The sequence below is a fragment of the Gracilibacillus sp. JCM 18966 genome (assembly GCF_055392695.1).
Genome location: NZ_AP043883.1, coordinates 4,064,534 through 4,085,882, shown reverse-complemented (window position 1 = coordinate 4,085,882; position 21,349 = coordinate 4,064,534). Strand labels below are relative to the sequence as shown.

Below are 21,349 nucleotides of genomic sequence, written 5' to 3'. Positions count from 1 at the left end.
GCTTGCTAGGAGGTGGAGAGATGAGAAGATTTTTGTACAAATTAAAACATGATACAAAGGGTGCTGTAACAATCTTTTTTGTATTAATCGTAGCAGCTGTATTCTTCTTTCATGCAGTACTGATTGATTATGCTCGCATCCTAGCAGCTGAACAACAATCAGAATATGCTGTACAAAGTGCAGCTCGATCAGCATTAGCTGGTTATGATAATGACCTTCGAGAATACGGATTATTCGGTATCGATGGGGCAGCCTATGAGTCTGAATTTGAGGATATTGTAAAAACAAATCTAGAACCAACTTCCAATGATGAGGCTTTTACCTTTATTGATCCTAAGCTAGAGAGTGCTAGTGTAGAATTCTCCAGACCTCTGGCAGATCCTGATATATTAGAGCATCAGATCTTAGAAGAAATGAAATATAAAGCACCAGTTGAGGTAGTAAAAAAATTAATTGAAAAGTTTACCTTTGTTACAAAAGCGATGAAGGAAACGTCAGCTTTTATCGATACAGCTGAGAAAATTCAAGAGGATTTTGAAGAAAGAGAAGAGCATTTAGATAAGGTTGAAAGCATTTTTGAGAAATTGAAATCAGATGTAGCAACCTTCAAAAAGAATTTGACTCATACTCAGTTCAGTACATATCCTAACGTAAACTATTTCACGGATGTGATTCATCATTATAATACATATAGTGGTTCTGCTGATAGAATAGCAGATTTACAAACTGAAATAGATAATAGTAATACGAATAAAAGTACATTGGAAACCAAATTGAAAAATAAGAAAAAAGAATTAATAGAGCTAGAAGACGATCTAGAGAAGCTAGAAGATGGTAAAAAGCTTGATCCTCCTAAAACGAAAAAGGAGTTAGAGGAAGAAATCGAAGAACTGGAAAAAGAAATTGAAGATATGGAGAAGAGTATTAAATCTAGCGGAGAAACAGTTACTGATAATAAAGAAAAAATAAAAGAAGAAGAAAAAGACAGCAAGACATTTAAAGAGCAAGCAGAAAACAAAGCATCAGAAATGCATACACTTGCAACTCGAATCATAAGTAATCTAGAGGATATTAGTAGTCGAATACAAAAAGCAAAAGATCTTAATGAGGATATTCAAAATACTATTGATGAAGCAAATGCAGATGCGTCTAATGACTATGGAAATGCAGAGGATATTGCTGAAGGACCTCCAGATGGAGCGAGCTCTGTAGATAATTTAGAAGAAGCTATTAGAGAAAATAGTGCAAAATTAGAGGAATATCCTTACGATTCTGCGTTTTTTAATTCTATAAAAGAACCGATTGATAAAGCTATTACACGAATGAAGGACGTTCCAGGTTTATTTGAAGCAATTGAAACAGATATAGATTTATCGAGTAAATCTGCCTTGCAGCAAATAAAAAAAGATGCTTTAGCTGCACTTAATCCAAGTATTGAGGACATTGATTCAGGCTCTGGAACATTAGAAGATGATCGAAAAGAATTTAAAGAAACAGACGAGGCCGTAACAGATCAACAAGAACAACAGGCGGAGGATAGTAATAATCAAGCAGAAGATATGCTGAATGATCTTGCATCAATAGCAGACGATCAGCAAATTTATGAAGAATTAAAGCAATTTGTTAACCAATATAATGCCTATGCCCAAGGATCCGAAGGCGAGATTCAAGAAATTGAAATTGGTGATAATGCAGGAGATAGTGCGGGTAATGCCATGGATATTGTCGATAGTATATTTTCGGGAATTGGAAGTATTTTAAAAAACGCAAGAGATAGAGTGTATGTTAATGAATATATATTATTGCATTTTGAAAGTGCGGTGCCAACAGGTATTCAGAATAAGGCTGATTACTTATTTGAGAATAGGGAAGTAGAGTACATTTTATATGGGCAACACGCTTCAGGAGCCAATTATTCTTTGGCCTTAGGTCAATTATTTGCTATTAGATTCGCATTACGATTTATTGCAGCCTTTGCTGAACCACTTGTACGTGCTGCTGGTCATCCATTAGCTGTTTTCATTGCTGCTTTATCATATGCAATGAAAGAAGCTGTTTCTGACACTAATTCCTTAGCTTCAGGAAAAGAGAAACCTCTTTTAAGTGAAAAATTAACGAGCGTTAAGGCATTACCTATAATATATCATGATTATTTACGATTATTTCTTTTTATGAATCCAAGTGGAGATACACGTTTAAGAAGGATAATGGCCGTAATCGAGAAAAACACTGGGGTAAACCTAGTGGAGCGTCAAACTTATGTTAAAGGAACGGCAGAGACCTCTGCAAATTTAATATTTGTACCACAAATTGCAGATACGCTGAATATAGTAGGTGCACTTGATGGGCAGTCAGAAGATGGAAGATTTGTATTTAAAAGTGAAGCACATTTCTCATATTAATAAAATTTGTTTTACTGATTAATTGTAAAGCAAATTTTGAAATATAAAACACAATAATTAGATTAAAAAGGAGAATTGTTATGTCAAAATTTAAATTAATTACCATTGCATTATTGCTAGGTATTCTATTAATTGGCTGTAATTCAGATAATAATGAACAGCAGCCTCAAGAAGATGAGCAGCCTACTACAGAGGCGAATAATGACGTTTCTGAAGAAGAAAATGGCAATGGTGAAGAGAATGAGGAATCAGATTCTGATAGTAAGGAGACTTCCTCAGACAATAGTAGTGGTGTATTGAGTTTAGGGGAAACAGGAACAGTTGAAAGTACAATAGGAGACTATGAGATTACTTTCAACTCCTTTCAGTTATTAGATGAGATAGAAGGAGAGAGTGCTGAAAGTGATGAAGTATTCGTATTAGTAGATGCGAAAGTAACAAATACTGGAGAAGATTCGCTAAATGGAAAAGATTTATATACAGCATCAATATTTAGTGATGATGGATTAAGTGCTGAAAACACTTTTTATTATGAATCTATAAATTTGTTTGAGGGTACTATTGAACCAGGTGCCTCTATGGAAGGTCAATTTTTATTTATTTCTTCGGCGTCAGATACCTATGAGTTAGTTTACAATAACTCTTTAGGAGCATTAGCTACCGTTTTAACTTGGGAATTCAGTGCAGACGAAGCATCAAATTAATTTTAATGGAGTGGTGGATGAATCAAATTCCATCACTCCAATATCCATATTTTATTTTTATTTTTATTTTTGATTATTTCGATATGAAGTAATTAAAACTGAAAATAAAAGATAGTATCTTTTACACCTTTTTAAAATTAATAGAGAAGGAGAGAAGTGAAGATGAAGAACTTAAGATTAATCATGATAGCTTTACTAATAGCTGTAGTATTAGTTGGATGCAACTCTGATGAAGGAACAGAACAAACAGCTAATGAGAATGAGCAAGAAAATAATGAGCCTGTTGAAGAAGTGAATGAAGAGCCAGAGGAAAACGAGAATACAGGTGATATGGAAGAAAATTCGGAAAAAGAAGAGAGTGATGAAGAGTTTTCTCAAGAGTCAAAAGATGGCGTATTGGAGCGTTATCCCGATGATTTAGGAGTAGGCGATACTACAGAATTTGAAAGAAATGATATAACACATGATCACGTAAAACTAACTGTGAATTCATTTGAATTTGTAGAAGAACTAAATGGAGTTAAACCAGAAAACGATAGATTCCTATTAGTCAATATTACTATTGAAAATTTAATAGATGAATATAATTATGAAGCAATGTTTATACAATCACACCTTGAGGATAGTGAAGGTGATTCCGTCCAAAACGAAAGGGAAGAACTAGAGTTAGAATTAACACCAAAAGAAGGTGGAATAAGTACAGGAGATATTGTTTATGATGTAAACGAATCTGATTACTATAGAGTTCATTTCTTTGATGACTATTTCCTACTCTTTAAAGATGAACAATCGAGCGCTGAGTAATATTGGAGGGAGTGATGACTAACGATTTATCATCACTCTGATCCTTTTATTTTCACGTTAAATGACTTCCTCTTATCACTAGTGACTTAACGTAAAAATAAAAGGAAGTCTAATATAGAAACCTTTATTTTATCATGATTTAATCAAGCTTATTAGTATAAGGATATCCTATACTCAGCCGGGAGGTGACAGAATGAAGCGATTTTTACGAAAAGAGGATGGAAGTATAACATTGGAAGCAGCAATTGTGATGCCATTCTTTATCCTTTTCTTAGTATTTCTTATTTATATGATCAAATTCGCTTTAGTAGACATTGCAATTAATCGAGCAACATCGGAAACAGCAAAACAAATCGCTACACAATTGTATCCTGCACAGGTTCTAGTAGATGAGGTGCATACACTGGCACAAGGAAATGAAATATATAGGGAACTTGAAGCTGGTGTTTCAGAGAACTTAGATTTGATTGAGCAGTCCGTAAAAGATAGTCTTGGCGAAGGCACCTATAATAGCATCAAAGAAAAAGTAGGACAAACTCTCGATTCAGCAAGTGCAGCTGTACTTAATCCGATTGTTAAGCACTATCTCCAGACCGAGGATGAGATGAACATTGTAGAAGCAGATAATGTCAAGGTTACTACAGCAAAGCTACCAAATGTGTTTGCGAGTGGTGGAGACAAATATGTCGAATTAACCACTCAATATGAGTTAGATTTACCAATTCCCTTTATTGAGAAAACATTCATTATAGAAAAACATGCGAAAGAAAAAGCATGGATCGGATCATAGAAAGGAAATTATCTATATGTCATTACAGTTTTATCTATTAATTCTTTATATTTTGATTGCTTTCATTATGGATGTTCGCTTCAATAAAATTCCTAATTGGTTAACCGTTTCAGGGGTAATTGTCGGGTTGGCTTATCATGTTATTACAGGATTAATTGGTGGTTTGCTTTTCTCATTACTTGGCTTAGTGGTAAGCGTCTTAGTCTTATTATTATTATACCTCTTTAAGGCATTAGCCGCAGGTGATGTCAAACTATTTGCTGGTGTTGGAGCAATTATGGGAATGGAATTTTCTTTATATGGAATTCTTTATTCTATCATTTTTGCCGGGCTAATAAGTCTAATTATTATCATTTTATTCAAGTTTAGAGTAATAAAGAAGTTTATTTTCTATATTTATCGATGGGTGTTAACAACATTTAAGAAGGAACCAAAGCTTTCCATGGAAGCTTTTCTAGAGCTGAAAATTAAACAATATCCCTTTATGTATGCTGTTGTACCAGGGATATTGTTGACAATGTATTATTTTTAAAAAAGTATACAAATTGGCTAAACTAGAAATGGAGGAATTTGAATGTCAAAGTTAAAGTGGATTATTACAGCAATCATAGTAGCAGGATTATTAGTAGGGTGTAGTTCGGATGACGAGGGGGCCAATGTAGATAATACAAAAGAAGTATCATCAGAAAAAAAGAATAACGAAGATTCAAGTACATCTTCAACTGATCAAGAGGATTCCTTATCTACTAGTAATGAAGATATTCTCAAAATAGGGGAGACGGGAAAAGTAGAAAGTAATTTTGGCGATTATGAGATGCCCTTACATTCCTTTAAGTTACTAGAGGATTTTCATGGAGAAAAATTAATGAATGATGTTTTTATAGTCGTTGATTTTAGTGTCAAAAACGTAGGAGAGGAACCTTTAAGAGGTGAAGATGTTTATTGGGCCGATCTTTTTGATGACCAAGACCTTTTGCAAGGCAATGAATTTTTCGATTCTGTAAAACAATTACCTGATGAGATTGCTCCTGGAGACACAGCTGAAGGAGAATTCGTATTTGATATACAAGTGAATCAGAATTTTATCGGTTAGTCCTTAACTACGGTGCATTAGACAATTTGGCTACTTCCGTAACGTGGGAATTCACCCCTGACGAGGCAAATTAATAGGCAAGAGAAAAAGAAACTTTCTACAAGTAAGAGAGAGGAGATAATAAATGAATGAAACGATATATGGCTTAACATGTGACTTTGAACAACAAAATGGCCATTTTATGACAATCCATCGAGAAGATCCTTCGATACAAAGTGATGAGCTAGCCAAAATTCAAGTGAACATGATGAGTTCTAATACGATAGATCATGTGTTGCCACTTGAGGTGCAGGAGATAGACTTTAATGTGAAGTTTTATTATGATATTTCCTCGAAAAAAATGCTCTCCCAATATGTAAGAGAAAGATCGTTAACGATGAGTGAACTATATGAGTTGCTTTATCGAATTGGCTCCACTATAGAAGCCAGTAAAGAGTTTATGCTCAACGAACAGCATTTTGTATTAAAAGATAGCTTTATTTTTGTGGAGAATGATGTAAAAGAAGTTTACTTAGCCTATATTCCTTTAAAGCAACTAGATCAGAAGCCTGATTTACATGCAGAATTTAGAGAATTATTTTTCCAATTGGTCGGATATGTGAAATCATTGTCTGGGGATGGGGTTCAACAACTTACGAGCTATTTTAATGGATCCGATTTCCAATTAAAGGATCTCTTGAATAAATTGAATATATTGAGAAAAAACAGTAAACAACTAGTAACACCAGCTCCGACACCTGTCGCAGCTCAACCAAGTGAAATAAAGAAAATTCAATATTCTTCTCCACAAACACCTCGCCAAGAGAAAATAGAGAAAAAACCTGAACCGAAAGAAGAGCCTATTCAGAAAAAACCAACCAAGAAAACGCCGGTGAAAAAAGCGGCAGCCAAACAAAAGGAAAAGAAACCAGTAAAAAATCAACAGGAAGAGAAAGAAGGACCAAGTCTCATTGTTATTCTCTGTCTTGGATTCCTTGCTTTCGCTATTATATGGAAGCTTTATACAAGTATACCTAGTGAGGGAATGCTATATATTTGTTCTGGTTTATCCATTGCGGTAGTTGCAGCTGGATATTATTTCTTGGCGGTATATGGAAAAGGGAGTAATGAAGCTGAAGATATAGAAGAAGAAATGGATACAAAGCCCAAACAATCAAAACGTAAGCAAGGTTTTAGTCCAAGAAAAATCGACGAACAGGAACTAGAAGCACCGAAGCCGATGGAACAGCCAATGGCAAGAGCGGTAAATAGTGAAAATTATTTTCAAAATTTACATCAAGAAACTACGCTATTGTCACAACCAGAGGCAACAGCAATGCTAGAAGATCAAGATGAGCAAGTAAGCACTTTAGCCTATTTGGAGATCTCTCGTAATGGGCAAACGGAAAGAATTAACATCACAGGAGATTCATTTATCATCGGTAGAAATCAATCCTCCGTGAGCTATTTTGAAGATACGGTTGGCGTTTCCAGAACACATATTGAAATCAACACAGATGGTACTTCATTTGCAGTAAAGGACCTTGGATCGAAAAATGGAACAAAGTTAAATGGGGAGAAACTAGTAGCCTATAAACCTTATTCCTTAAATGATGGAGATACAATTAAACTTGCAAAAATCTCGTACACCTTCCACAAAGGATAATGCTTATGAGAAAAAGGAAACAAAATTGGTTTTATGGTATCTCCACACATACAGGTTCAGTCCGACAATCAAATGAAGATAATGTCTATATCAACACCATTAGGGATCGTAAAGGAAATGAAATGCTAGTTACCGTTGTAGCAGATGGTATGGGCGGATATGACGCGGGTGATGTCGCTAGTGAAACCATTGTGACAATGATTGATAAATGGTTTCGAAAAAAAGTACCTCCAATGCTAGCATTGCCTTATCCTTTTACGAAAATAGCAAGCGAAATAGACAAATTGTTGCAGAAAGCGAATGCGACGCTTATTTCTGAAGGTGAGAAGCTAGGCAACAAAATGGGAACAACCGCATCTATCCTGTTCTTGTATAAGAATCAATACTTTATCACCCATATTGGGGATAGCAGAATTTATCAAATCTCAGAAAACCCTGAGCAAGAGCAGGAAGAAAACTATCAATTAGTCCAATTAACAGAGGATCATTCTTGGGTAATGGATCAGGTTAAAAAGAATCTCTTAACAGAAGAAGAAGCAGAAAAGCATCCTAAGAAAAACCTATTACTCCAATGTTTGGGAATAACAGAGGATTTTTCTCCTTTTATGACGGAAGGAAGTTTTTCCAAACAGGATACATTCTTTTTATGTAGTGATGGCTTTTATAATATTTATCCGAAACAGGCATTATTAGAAGGCTTTAGGGCTTTGCAAGGATCTGATCAAACCTTTCAGTCATTTGCTGATTGTCTGGTTAAGGATGCGGATCAAAGAGGGGCTACAGATAATATCACGGTATCCATTGTAACGCCAAAATATTAAAAGGAAAGGATGGCGAATTGGTGCCTTTTATTACAGCATACAAAACGGAACAAGGTTTAGCGAAACAGGCAAATCAAGATGCCTTAATGATAAAAACAGCAAGAACAAAAAATGGTCAGGTTGGTTTATTTGTCGTTTGTGATGGTATGGGCGGACTTAGTGAAGGGGAAATAGCAAGTAAAATGCTAGTCGAGGGATTAGCGAACTGGTTCGAACAAACCCTTCCCATTTTACTGCAATCCGATCAGGAGGACATTCCGCTTCACCTAACGAATAAAATTGAACACCTCAATCAGCAGTTAATACAATATGGCGAACAGCACCAGCTAAAAATGGGCTCCACGTTAACGGCAATTTTCATTATTAATCAAAGCTATTATACCTTTCAAGTTGGTGACAGTAGGGCCTATTTATTAAGTGATGATATTTATCAGCTTACAAAGGATCAAACGTTAGTTGCACGAGAAGTGGAACGAGGCATGATTACCTTGGAAGAGGCAAAGTCACATCCGAAGAAGCATGTACTACTTCAGTGTATAGGTATTCAATCAACAATAGAAGTTATTAAAACGAGTGGCCTGCTGACAGGTGGCGAGCTTCTGCTACTCTGTACAGATGGTTTCTATCAAAAACTAACAGAACGAGAGATAAAGGATAGAATAACTACTTATTCTACGTTTTCGAAGGAAAATATGGAGTCTGCCATCATGTCTCTTGTGCAAAATTTGAGAGATCGGGAAGAAACAGATGATATAACAGCAGTTCTTGTCAAAATTGTGTGAAAGGAGGGAGAAATTTGTTACAGATAGGCTCAATCGTGGATGGACGTTACGAGATATTAAAGGAAATTGGCCGTGGTGGAATGAGTATCGTCTATTTGGCAATGGATAGTCGATTGAAGAAATCGTTAGTAGTCAAGGATATCCGAAAGAGAAGTAACAGCAATCATGAAATTTTAATCAACAGTCTTGTCATTGAGGCCAATATGTTAAAAAAGTTAGAGCATCCAGCCTTACCGCGAATATATGACATTATTGAGACCAAAAACGGTATTTATGTTGTGATGGATTACATCGAAGGCGAGTCCTTAAAAGAAAAGATAGAGCGGGAACATCGCGTATCTGCCGAGGAAGTGGTGGAGTGGGCGAAGCAATTAAGTGATGTATTAGCCTATTTACATAACCGAAAACCCAATCCGATCATTTATCGTGATATGAAGCCAGACAATATTATGCTTACCCCGGATGGAAAGGTGAAACTGATCGATTTCGGGATCGCCAGAGAGTATAAGTCAGAAAGTTCCACAGATACGACGAATTTGGGAACAAAAGCATATGCTGCTCCCGAGCAAATTGCTGGTAAGCAAACAGATAACCGCACCGATATCTACAGTTTAGGTGTTACCCTCTATCATTTAGTGACTGGTAAGAGTTTAAGCGAGCCTCCTTTTGAAATCAGACCAATCCGAACATGGGATTCCACCCTGCCAGAAGGATTGGAATACATTATACAGCGATGTACTCAGGTGGAGCCAGAAGAAAGATATCAGCAAGTAGAGCAATTATATGCCGACTTAATGAATATAGACAAGCTTACCCAAGGCTATAAAAAGCTTTTAGTAAAAAGACTCTCTTATTTTCTAGCACCTGCTGTTTTGTTTTTTGTTTTTACAGGAACTGCCGTTTTTGGCTACTCTGGCATGAAGACAGAACAGTATCAGGATTACATTAGTTTAATAGATAAAGCGAACACAGCTATTATTAACGAAGAAGACGAAGAGGCTAAATCTCTACTAAAAGATGCAATAGATTTAGATAAGAATAGGGCTGATGCCTATGTTCGATTATTAAATTTTTATGTTAATAGTGATAATACGGAGACAGGACTTGCGAACATTGAAAGCTATATCGAAGAAGGCTATGGCGGTATCGATAAAAATGATGAAGTATTGTTTCAGGTCGGAATGACATATTTTGATAATTTAAGAGATTACAAGAAAGCGGAGCAATATTTTACAAAAATTGATCAGGAAGAATTACCAGATGCTAAGTATTATGAGATATTAGCAAAAACAATGGGGCAGCTCAATATTGATTATGGAGTGTTTGCCGAAGAATTGGAAAGCTTTGAACAATATAATGACTCCCAAGCTAATAATACGAGAAAAATCGAAAATTATAATGTGCTCGCCAATATTTATCTCTCCTACAAAGGACAGATTGAGGATGCCAATACAAAAGCGATTGACATATTAGAAAAGGCGCAATCAATTGTCGAAATATTAGGCAATCCAGATATTACAACAAGATTCGCGCAAGACTTTGAGCGTAAACTTGCTCAAGCCTTCTATAGTAGAGGTTTATTGTCTAGCAATACAGCGAATGCCCGCGAGGATTTTACAAAAGCAATGGATGCGTATGAAGAGCTCTTGTTGGAAGGCGTGCCAGATCAAGAAGATATCATGATAACGATTGGGAATATTTATGATGATATGGGTGAGGACTCGCTCGCTATTACGCAATATCAAGATACGATTAAGGAATATCCACAATCTGATCATGCCTATTTAAAGCTTATTAATTTATTGATAGATATAGAACAAGGAAAGTCAGAAGGAAAAAGAAATTTCAAGCAGGTAAAACAATACTATCAGCAATTAACGAAGATTGAAAACGTTCGTGATGATAAGGGTCTTGAAAAGCTAAAACGTAGACTTCAAAACATTTCAGTCATTTAGGAGGGGTGATATGGAACTAACGTATCAAATCATGCTATATGGAGGAATTATTGGTGCACTCATCACCCTTCCTATCGCAATTTGGTTATTTATCAAGCTTGATATCCGACATGTAATAGAAGATTTAATAGGAGTTCGTTTTAGTAGAAAAAAACGAAAACTCGATAACGCAACCTTTCAAATTGGTGATGGAAAGGGCCATACCTCTAGTAGCATCCGCTTAAAAAAGCTTAATCATACAAGTGGAAGTAGTAAAGAAATGAAGGTAGAGCCTCAACAACAGCAGCAACATGCCCACACACAAACGGAATTATTAGAGGATGCTGATCAAGAAACTGCTCTGTTGGAGGAAACGACTCTATTAAACGAAACAGCGTTATTAAACGAAACAGCGTTATTAAATGAAACAGAACTAATGGATGAAGAGAAAGATCCATTTTTTGAGATGGATGAAGACATAGTCGTTGTCCATCAAGCATCCGAACATAAGGAGGGAAAAAGGTGAGAAGTAGCAAAAGGAAGAGTAATAGTAAGTGGTATCTTTTATTTTCTATTTTAACACTATCTGTCTTAACTGCATTTATCTTTACTTCTAGTGTCTTTTCTTCGAGTGAATTGAATATGAAAATAGTCTTTGGAAGTGAAACATGGGATTTAAGTGAAGAAAGTTCTTTTGATAAGGAATGGGTAACAAATGACAGTATTTCTTTTAAGGTAGATTTAAGCTCCTATTATAGTAAGCTAGCTGATGGTGAGACGGGTGAACAACCGTTTGATGTACAGTCAAGTTATAAAAAAGAAGCCATAACTGTTCAAAAAGCTGAAGATGACTCAGGAGTATTTAACGGGATATACAACGTGTCTATTGATACAAATGCCATGACAGATGGTGAAGTTGATTTTCAATTGAATATTAATGGGACAAACAATTGGGAGATCCCAGCAGATAAAAATCCAATTGAATTTTCTGTGAAAAAGGATACGACTGAACCAGTGATTCATTATTCTGGTATTGATGATCAAGCAGTATACCATGCTTCAAAAACTTTATCTGTCAATATTGTCGAGCAAAACATAGCTAGTAAAAGCATTACATGGAAACATAATGGACAAGCAGTGGAACCATCTATCAATTGGGATGGGAATAAGGCAAAGGTTAGCTTTAAGGAAGATGGAGACTATAGCCTTATCATTAATGCAAAGGATAAAGCAGGTCTCTCTGCCGAAGAAACACTTACCTTTCATATTCATCAGGAAGAACCAGAGTGGAGTGTGAAAACTTCAAGTGGTGACACGGTGAAAAGTGGCTCCGTTCTTCATGCAAGAGAATTTAATTTTACTGTCAAAAATGGTATAGCTATTGATTCTGCTAATTTAGTGATTAAAAAAGCTGGTACTACCATTGACGAAAAGGATATGACAGTAAGTGGTAAAACAGCAACTGTTATTCACACCTTTACCGAAAATGGCCGTTACACCATCGAAGCAAAATTAACGGACAAGCTTGGTGGTAAAGAGCATGCATTACAGACATTTAATGTAACAGTGGACGATGCGAATCCTGAAGTAACGATTACAAATGATGACGGTCAAGATATAGAGGATGATAAAGTCTATCAACAACCATTTTCTGTTTTACTTACCGTACTAGAGCCAAACTTGGATGTGGCGGCAAGTACCATTACAGTTAAGCATGTTTATTTTGACAATGAGGTAAGTATTGATGTGCCATTATCCTACAAAAACGGGAAAGCTACAGCAACCTATAAGGTAGAGGATGAAGGTGAATATACACTATCTGGAACGCTTGTTGATAAAGCAGGAAATGAAATTAAGATAAACAAGACGTTTACACTATTAACAAGTAGTAATCTAGTAAACATAACCGATAAAACCAACCATGGGAGTTTACAAGCCTATTATCAAAACGATATACTTCTTGGCATAAATTTTTGGGATTTTAAACTGGGCGGAGAGTTTTTTACTGTCACGAAAACAGACCCATTAACGGGAGAACAAGAAATCTATTTAAATAGTGATGATTTAAAAGGCGTTGGTTGGTTCTTCTGGATTAATGAGGAATTTGGTGAAGGTCAATATGATTTAAATATTGAAACTCAACATATTAACGGAACGAAGGAAATAATAAATCGTAAGTTTATTATCGATAAAACGGATCCAAAAGTAGTTTTAAATACATCAAATCAAGATATGAAGATTGGCGAAAATCAACATGTTAAATCATCATTTGTGACAAAGCATGGGATTGCAAATATTTTCCCTATAAGTGTTTCGGATGCATACTTAGATGATTATCACGTACAAGTTCAATTTGCTGATAATAACGGTAAGGAAAAGTCATGGGTGTATGATAAACCTAGCGATTGGGAGACTAAAGAAAAAGCAAAGCATTTTACATTAGAGAATAAGCTGTTTGAAAAAGAAGGAAAGTATACGATTTCTGTAAGGGCAACAGATGATGCTGGCCGCTCAACTGAAAAGAGTCGTACTTTTACAATCGATGATACTGCACCTGTAATCAAGCTTTCAGATGTAGATCGTTACAATGACGAAGCATTCACCCAGGAAGTCACGGTAGAGGAACATAATTATCAAGACAACAATGTTAAGATTACGGTGGAAAGAGAAGATAGTGAAGGTGAATATCACCCTTATAAGTCTGATAAATTTGATGAATGGGAAAATACTGGTGTAACATCAAATGCTAAATTCCCTATCGAAGAGGATGGAACTTATCGACTCAGAGTATCTGCAACTGATAAAGCGGGTAACAAAGCGAAAGAAGTGGAAGCTATTTTTACATTAGACTCTGAGCAGCCATACTCAATGATTAGTGGTATCGAAGATGATCACCATTATAGCGATTCTATGCCAGTTACAGTAAGCGTTAAAGACAACAATATTGATGAAGATCTTACCAATCTAGAAGTGAATAAATGGAGTGAAGAATCTGATCAATTTGAAGCTTTAGGAATTGATACTGAGTTAGTTTTTGATAAGAAAGAAGCGGAATGGAAGTATAAGTTTGAAGAAGAAGGAACTTATCAGATCATTTTAGAAGCAACTGATTTAGCTGGACGTAAAGCGAAAACTCAAGAGGTTGTTTTTACGATTGATGAAACACCACCAGTTGTTTCGGTTGATAGCCTGAAGAATCAGGAGTATTATTCCAAAGCACAAAAGGTAACCTTCAGTGTGGATGAATTGAACTATCAGGAAAATAGCGTAGAATTTGAAGTGTTAAAAGATGGAAAAGACTTCACCGATCAAGTAGAAGGTGATAATGGTTCTAAATGGCGAAACAAAGGGAAGCAATCAAGTCTAATTTATAATTTCGATCAAGATGGTGATTATCAGGTTACGTTTAGTGCGACTGATAAAGCAGGTAATAAGTCTAAAAAGATTCATAAGATCTTTACCATTGACGAGACATTACCTAGTGTTTCGATAAATGGTATTGACAATGGAACACATTACACGGTCAATAAAGAAGTTACACTTGCTGTTAATGATACGAATATCACTGAATATGACTTGAATATAACAAAGGATAGTAAGACTTTAGACGATCTCAGCAAAACTGGATCAGAAAACTTTAATGATAGCATTACCTTTAGTGACGAAGGGGATTATGTTATCACCTTAATAGCTAGTGATGAAGCAAAGAATGAGGCAGTTATGGAAAAAAGTTTCACAATCGACAAAACAAGTCCAGTAATTTCTATCGATCATTCGATGCCTTCATTTGTAAAATGGAGTGATATTAAAGATAAAGACATCACAAAACTAATACCAATTAAATTAACAGAGAAGAATGTGAAGAATAAATCAATAACGATTACAGTAGTGGACAACAATGGTAAGAAAAAAACTTACAATGATAACGAGTCTGGTACGTGGAAAGAAAAACCCGAAGGACATTACCAATATATTTTGAAGAAAGATTTATTTAAGGACGATGGTGACTACACTATCGAAGTTGTAGCTAAAGATAAAGCAAAACAAGAAACAAAAGAAAGTATTTCTTTCACAGTAGACAATACTAAACCTGTTATTACACTAACGGATTTGGCACCATTTAATAAAGAGCACAAAACAGAGGTAGTTACAGTTAACGAACATAATTATTTTAACAATGACGTAACTATCAAAATTTACCGAGAAAATGCACAAGGTAATTTTGTCCCATATAATGATGGATTTGATAATTGGAAGAATAATGGTGAAACTAGCAAGTTAGCATTCCGTTTTGAAAAAGATGGAAAATACAAAGTAGAGGTATCAGCAACAGACAAAGCTGGTAACGAAGCAGATGCTAAAGTCGATATCTTTACAATTGATACGGTGAAGCCTCAGATTTCCATTACCGGTGTTACAGATAATCAGCATTATCGCACTAGCAAAAAAGTAAAAGTAGATGTTGATGATGCCAATGTTAGTCAAAAAAAGACAGAGCTAAAAATCTATAAATTAAATCATTCAACCGGAAAAATGGAAGCCTATAACACTGGAAAAGCACCGATCTTCTCAAGACGTACGATGGATTGGGAGTATAACTTTACTAGTGAAGGCACGTATCGAGTTCAGATTAAATCAACCGATATGGCGGGGAACGAAGGAGAAACCCAAACGAAAGATTTCACGGTCGATAAAACTGCACCAGCCCTTGCGATTAATAATGTGAAGGATGGCCAATATTACAACAATGGAAGAAGCGCTGAATTTACAATTGAAGAAACTAATTTTGCAAGAAATACTGTTCAGTTCCAAGTAACGAAGGATGGACAAGATATCACTAATGCAGTCGAAGGAAATAGAGGAGCATCATGGCGAACTAGTAATTTCTTATCGAAGTTGCGTTATAGCTTCAGCCAAGATGGTGCCTATCATGTGAGAATGAATGCAACAGATGATGCTGGTAATAAAGCAAGAACCGCACAAAAAGGTTTTGTTATTGATACGAAAAAACCAGTGATTGATATTACAGGGGTAGAGGATGGCGAATATTACAATACAGATGTACCAGTAGGTGTAACGATAAAAGATGTGAACTTTGACTTGAACACAATTCGTGTAACAAGAAATGGACAAAACTATCCGGTAGGTGGTTTTGCGATTACAAATAATCGTTACCAAAATTCCATCGCTAGCTTTGCACATCGTTTCACTCAAGAAGGAGATTACGAGATTTTTGTGGAATCAGTAGATAAAGCAAATAATGGCGATACGGCAACACTCTCCTTTACTATTGATAAAACAAAACCAGTCATCACACCAATGATGGGTGGAGACAATAAGGAATTGGTCGATGGATCTTATATAAATCATGTGTTCCAGCCTATTTTCCAACTGGATAACGAGGAAGATAAGATTGTATCTGTTCGTTTGAATAATGGAGGTAATATTGCTGGTAATGTGCCACTAGCTTCTAAAGAAATGAAATACGGTTATGAAGTGATCGCACAGGATAAAGCCGGAAATGAAACAACATTAAATGTAGGCTTTACTCTTGATACGACGAAGCCTAAATTAAGTATTACAGGTATTATTGAAGGCTTTTTCAATAAAGATATTAGACCACAGGTTGAATACTCAGATAAGCATTTAGATGAGAAGAGAACTTCTGTCACATTAAACGGAGCTGCCTTTAAAAATGGTTTACAGCTAACGGAAGAAAGAGATTATGTGCTTAAAGCAGTGATCACCGATTTAGCGGATAATGTTTCCGAAAGAACGATCGTATTTACGATCGATAAGACAGCACCAAAGATCGTTTTTAATGAAGAAATTTCTGGTAAATATCTAAATGATGTCGTCATTCCTGAGTTGCTGATTGATGATATGACTGCATATGATATTATTGCTCTTACTCTAAACGGAGAGCCTTATGAATTAGGTGATCCAATTGAATCCGAAGGAAAACATGTTCTCTACTTCGAGGTAAGAGATCAAGCTGGTAATATTCAGCAATTAACAATTGAATTTATCATTGATCAAACAGAGCCTGAGGTCATATTTGATGGAGCTGAAGAAAACAAAGAATATGTAGAAGCAGTTGATTTATCTATTCAATTAGATAATCCACAAGATAAAATAAAATCCATTACCGTAAATGGTGAAGCATATGATGGAGATGTTAGTGAACAAGATGGTAACGAAGTCGTCCAATACCATTTCTCAGAAATTAATAAATATAATGTAGAAGTTACTGCATACGACGAAGCAGGTAATGAAGTAACGCGAAGCTTACCTTTTGAAATAACAGAAAAAAGTGTATTAACAAAATTCTATGAAAATAAACCACTATTTTCTGTTAGTATCGCAGGAGTCGCTGCATTATTATTAGCAATTCTATTTGCTCTGGTTCGATCTAGAAAAGGAAAAAAAGCAGCAGAGGAATAACGAGAAAAAAGATTGTAGAGTATTGATGCTCTACAATCTTTTGTTTTTGTATAATTAGAAAATATCTAGGCAAAGTTGCTCAAGTCGAGCGAGATAACCAAGATAAAGGTATATATCTTGAAAAAGACTCACTATTCTAACAACATACAAAACACGCATTACTTTAAAAATTACTAGTTACCATCTCTTCACAAGTAATTCCCGTATTGCCTGACTAATTTTTTCTATGCCAATTGGGATATCTTTGTCTTTAACCTGTGATACACTTAGTCGAATACGGTTTTCTTGACGATATTTTGGTAGATACATAGTTGTGGCATCTTGGACGAGTACATGTTTATGAAAAAGGTGGTCAACAAGTTGTTTGCCTTTTATACGTTTTGGTAGCTCAATTGTTGAATAAAAACCTGAATCTCCGCTAGTAAAGCTTGTCTCATTAGGAAGGTATTTTTCATAAGCATCTCTTAGGAGGGTGCCTTTATGTTTATATTGTTGTCTGAGTTTTTCAATGTGTGCTTGGTACATCCCACTTTGTAAATATATTTCTAGCGCACCTTGAGTAATGACAGGGGTATGTACATCTGCTGCAAATTTAGCATTGGCAAAGCTATCGAGTAGTGCCTCGGATAACACAGCAACACCGAGTCTTAATCCAGGCAATAGCACTTTGGAAAAGCTTTTTGTATAAATAACTCTCCCAGACGGATCATAGGCATACATCGGATCAGCTTTTCTTGATGTGTCAAGATCTCCCATATAATCGTCCTCGATAATGTAGACATCATATTTTTGTGCTAGCTCCACGATTTTTCTCTTTTCATGATTAGTGTAAGAATATCCGGTAGGATTTTGGAATCTCGACACGGTGTAGAATAACTTGATTTCCTTCTCATGGAAAATCCTCTCTAAATGATTCAAATCAATTCCATTATTCGTCATTTCAATCCCATTGACTTGAAGATTACGATTGGTGAGAGATTGGATAAAGCTGGGATGAGTGGGTTGCTCTGTACAAATCTCTTCTTTCCCATTTGGAAAAGGAAAAGAAAGCAGAAGATCTAATGCTTGCTGAGAGCCAGATACGACACAAATACGTTCCGGTGGTGCAAAAACCTGAGCATACTGTAGTTGTTTGGAAAGCTGTTTACGCAAGGAAGCAAGTCCTAGTGGTTCTGAATAATGAAACATCTCCTCTTTATACCGTTCAATTGCCTGGTTCATGCAATGTTGAAAATCTCGATAAGGCATTTGACTCGGGTCAGGACCGGCAGCAGAAAAGTCTATTCTTTCAGAGAAGAAGGAATTTTTGGATTGCTGGCTACCCACCATAAAATAACCACTTTTCGGTACGGAATAGATCCTGTGCATCTTTTCCAACTCATCATAGGCCTTTATAACGGTATTCACGCTGCATTGTAGCTCCTTGGATAATTGACGGATGGAAGGTAGACGATCTCCAGGCTTGAGCAGTCCTTCCTCCATTCTTTTCTCGATTTCATGAATCGTCTCTTTATATTTCCTTTCCACTTCTTTATCCTCCTCGATTGTATGGGTACAGATGAAAAAAATATGGGTTTCTAATCTCATATGTGATGATTATAGTATAAGTTAGCAACAATGCTTTTTCTATCATTAAATTAATTTTTAAAGGAGGAATAACATGAGAAAGTTTCGTATTGGATTTATAGTCTTACTCGCACTTCTGCTTGTATTCACGATGGGGCAAACGGGAGCAGAGGCAAAAGAGCACAAAGAGAAGGAACTGCACGATGTTGAGAAGCTACTAAAGGGAAAAGATGGGACTATCATTTTGAGAAATCTAAAGGGTAAAACCTTCGTTTACAATCAAGAGAGAAGCAAAGAAAGATTCACACCAGAATCAACCTTTAAAGTACCGAACGCCTTAATTGGGCTTCAAACTTCAACCATCCGAGATGAATATGAGGTAAAGCGCTGGGATGGAACTATTAGAGAATTTGAGAATTGGAATCGCGATCATACCCTTGCTTCAGGGATGAAACATTCTGTTATCTGGTATTATCAAGATATGGCTCGCGATATCGGTAAAAAACAAATGCAACATTATATGAACCTCTTAGACTACGGAAATCAAGATATCTCTGGAGGAATCGATACATTTTGGCTGGACAGTAGTTTGGAGATTACGGCAAGAGAGCAAATAGATTTTATCGAAAAATTAGTTAAGGAACAGCTTCCCTTTGCAGAAAAATATCAAAAGACGGTTAAACGAATGATGATAGAGGATGAGCAAGATGAGTATACCCTTTACGGCAAAACAGGAACAAGGCTTTCCGATTTAGGTTTAGGCTGGTATATTGGATTTATTACAACAACTAAGGAGAAATGGGTGTTTGCCACAAATATTGATGGAACTGGATCAGAGGCTAAGAATGTTATTTTAGCTGTTCTGAAACAGAAGGACATCATTCGAGAATAAAAATTTTTGAGAAGGAAGATGAAGTTGAAGAGATATATACTAAGTCTTGTCTTATTTGTCATGATAGGAGCGTTTACCATTTTAAGAGCCATGGGAGTCTATGTATTTTTAGGATATGTAATGGGAGTTACGATCTTACATATCGGAATCTATAAAAAGAAAATCCTACTGGTTTTATTAGGGATGATCATCGCAGTCCTATCCTATCTCGTTCCCAATTTTCTTGGTGCCTTATTTAGATTTACGGTATAAAAAAAACTAGAGTGGTTAAGAAAAGGCACAGTTTTGAAAAGGAGAGATTGTGCCTCTTCTTTGGTTACTTTGAGTTAATTGGCATAACAAGACGTGTCATAAATTTGCGCCCTGCCTCCATCGGTCCATGCTTATAAAATTTGAGCCAAAGAATAACAAATAATACTTGAACAACACTCACTAGGCATAAAATGAGTAGTATGATGAATGAGTCTTCTAAAGGAGCTACGCCTAAGCCCCATCCATAAAAAATAATCGAACAGAGAATGTTCTGCATTACATAACAGCTTAGCGAAGCTTTTCCAACCTTTTCGAGAATTCCCCATACATGTAGCGATTCCTTTTTTTCTACCATAAATGCGATAAGACCCATATACCCAATGGAAAGGATCGGTGCAAATAAATAGCGAACAGGAAAATCAAATAATCCTCCAGGTACAAAAAGCAACAAGTTTAAAGGTAAACCGACACATAAGCCAATCTGGAGCATTTTCCTGCGGATATATCTACCTTTTGCATCATTGGCGAAAGCTCCTTTCCTCATGAGAAGAACCCCAGTTAAAAACAAAAACACATTTAATGGAATAGTAAATATTGCCTCCCCTCTCAAAGAGAGAAAGTTCGATAATCTGTATTGAATCTGATCTAGCCATGATTTGTTTTCATATAGATAGGTAGTCTCCTGCATATCCCCTAAGAAATTTCCTGATATTTGTTGAGTAAGCCCTGCTAAAAAGAGGAGTAAAATGAACAGTAAATGAATAACTCCGATAAGGATCATGGATCTCTTGATGTATTTCATACCAGCCTTAACAATGAATGCGACAATTATTGCTGCAATGGCATAGGCCATCAAAATATCGTATTCCATCACAAATGTAAAATGAAGAAAGCCTTCGATCAACAAGAATAAAGAGGTCCATAAATATACACCTGGCCACGGACGCCCCTTTCGTAATGACTGCTGATACTTTAACTCTAGACCAATGCCAAACATGATGGCTAATAATCCCAGAAGCTTCCCATTGACGAGAGAAAGTGACAAGATACGAATAAAGTGATCGATAGAACTCCACCATTCATAATGATCAAATGTAAATATATAGCTTATATCGCCTAAATAGGCAAAAATCCAAATATTTGTCCCCAACGTACCTAATATGGCAATACCTCGAAAAATATCTAATAGACGTATTCGCTTTTGGTGATGATAACTCATT

At 35.9% G+C, this 21,349-nt stretch carries 16 protein-coding genes; 14 read left to right on the top strand and 2 right to left on the bottom strand.

Annotated features, from left to right (window positions below):
- Nucleotides 1-20 precede the first annotated feature (20 nt).
- From ACZ5N5_RS19800 to ACZ5N5_RS19745, 12 genes are all read left to right on the top strand, one after another.
- Nucleotides 21-2,402, top strand: coding sequence for a DUF5702 domain-containing protein (locus ACZ5N5_RS19800; protein WP_464372982.1), 2,382 nt, complete (start codon nt 21-23; stop codon nt 2,400-2,402).
- 80 nt (nt 2,403-2,482) lie between these two features.
- Entirely contained in the window at nt 2,483-3,106 is a 624-nt protein-coding gene (locus ACZ5N5_RS19795; protein WP_054787209.1) for a DUF4352 domain-containing protein, read from the top strand.
- A 162-nt stretch (nt 3,107-3,268) separates the two neighbouring features.
- Entirely contained in the window at nt 3,269-3,910 is a 642-nt protein-coding gene (locus ACZ5N5_RS19790; protein WP_054787210.1) for a DUF4352 domain-containing protein, read from the top strand.
- A 193-nt stretch (nt 3,911-4,103) separates the two neighbouring features.
- Nucleotides 4,104-4,700 (top strand): TadE/TadG family type IV pilus assembly protein, encoded by a 597-nt coding sequence (locus tag ACZ5N5_RS19785; protein WP_054787211.1) that lies wholly within the window; start codon nt 4,104-4,106, stop codon nt 4,698-4,700.
- Complete coding sequence (locus ACZ5N5_RS19780; RefSeq protein ID WP_464372981.1) at nt 4,669-5,232, top strand: prepilin peptidase; 564 nt, start codon at nt 4,669-4,671, stop codon at nt 5,230-5,232. The genes ACZ5N5_RS19785 and ACZ5N5_RS19780 overlap by 32 nt, the downstream gene beginning before the upstream one ends.
- Before the next feature lie 42 nt (nt 5,233-5,274).
- Nucleotides 5,275-5,793 carry a hypothetical protein gene (locus ACZ5N5_RS19775; RefSeq protein ID WP_464372980.1) on the top strand — a complete coding sequence of 173 codons (519 nt, stop codon included), beginning with the start codon at nt 5,275-5,277 and terminating at the stop codon, nt 5,791-5,793.
- Nucleotides 5,794-5,917: 124 nt separating this feature from the next.
- Nucleotides 5,918-7,438, top strand: a complete 1,521-nt coding sequence (locus ACZ5N5_RS19770; RefSeq protein ID WP_109983684.1) for a DUF6382 domain-containing protein — start codon at nt 5,918-5,920, stop codon at nt 7,436-7,438.
- Between the two features lie 5 nt (nt 7,439-7,443).
- On the top strand, nt 7,444-8,259 hold the full coding sequence (locus ACZ5N5_RS19765; protein ID WP_181397438.1) for a PP2C family protein-serine/threonine phosphatase: 816 nt from the start codon (nt 7,444-7,446) through the stop codon (nt 8,257-8,259).
- A 20-nt stretch (nt 8,260-8,279) separates the two neighbouring features.
- A complete protein-coding gene (locus ACZ5N5_RS19760) occupies nt 8,280-9,041 on the top strand; it encodes a PP2C family protein-serine/threonine phosphatase (RefSeq protein WP_277678741.1) in 762 nt (253 codons plus the stop codon).
- Nucleotides 9,042-9,055: 14 nt separating this feature from the next.
- On the top strand, nt 9,056-10,996 hold the full coding sequence (locus ACZ5N5_RS19755) for a protein kinase domain-containing protein (protein ID WP_464372979.1): 1,941 nt from the start codon (nt 9,056-9,058) through the stop codon (nt 10,994-10,996).
- Nucleotides 10,997-11,006: 10 nt separating this feature from the next.
- The gene (locus ACZ5N5_RS19750) at nt 11,007-11,501 is read left to right on the top strand and encodes a hypothetical protein (RefSeq protein WP_464372978.1); all 495 of its coding nucleotides are present in this window, start codon (nt 11,007-11,009) and stop codon (nt 11,499-11,501) included.
- Nucleotides 11,498-17,419, top strand: coding sequence for an Ig-like domain-containing protein (locus ACZ5N5_RS19745; protein ID WP_464372977.1), 5,922 nt, complete (start codon nt 11,498-11,500; stop codon nt 17,417-17,419). Before ACZ5N5_RS19750 ends, ACZ5N5_RS19745 begins: the two co-directional genes overlap by 4 nt.
- 177 nt (nt 17,420-17,596) lie before the next feature.
- Here the strand turns inward: ACZ5N5_RS19745 and ACZ5N5_RS19740 are convergent, their stop codons facing one another.
- Nucleotides 17,597-18,946, bottom strand: a complete 1,350-nt coding sequence (locus tag ACZ5N5_RS19740; RefSeq protein WP_464372976.1) for an aminotransferase-like domain-containing protein — start codon at nt 18,944-18,946, stop codon at nt 17,597-17,599.
- Between the two features lie 133 nt (nt 18,947-19,079).
- On the opposite strand from ACZ5N5_RS19740, the gene blaOXA reads away from it, so the two are divergent.
- A complete protein-coding gene (gene blaOXA, locus ACZ5N5_RS19735) occupies nt 19,080-19,877 on the top strand; it encodes a class D beta-lactamase (RefSeq protein ID WP_464372975.1) in 798 nt (265 codons plus the stop codon).
- A 24-nt stretch (nt 19,878-19,901) separates the two neighbouring features.
- A complete protein-coding gene (locus ACZ5N5_RS19730) occupies nt 19,902-20,129 on the top strand; it encodes a hypothetical protein (RefSeq protein WP_054787227.1) in 228 nt (75 codons plus the stop codon).
- A gap of 64 nt (nt 20,130-20,193) precedes the next feature.
- Here ACZ5N5_RS19730 and ACZ5N5_RS19725 read toward each other — a convergent pair whose 3' ends face one another.
- Entirely contained in the window at nt 20,194-21,348 is a 1,155-nt protein-coding gene (locus ACZ5N5_RS19725) for a DUF418 domain-containing protein (RefSeq protein ID WP_277678735.1), read from the bottom strand.
- Nucleotide 21,349: the final 1 nt, after the last annotated feature.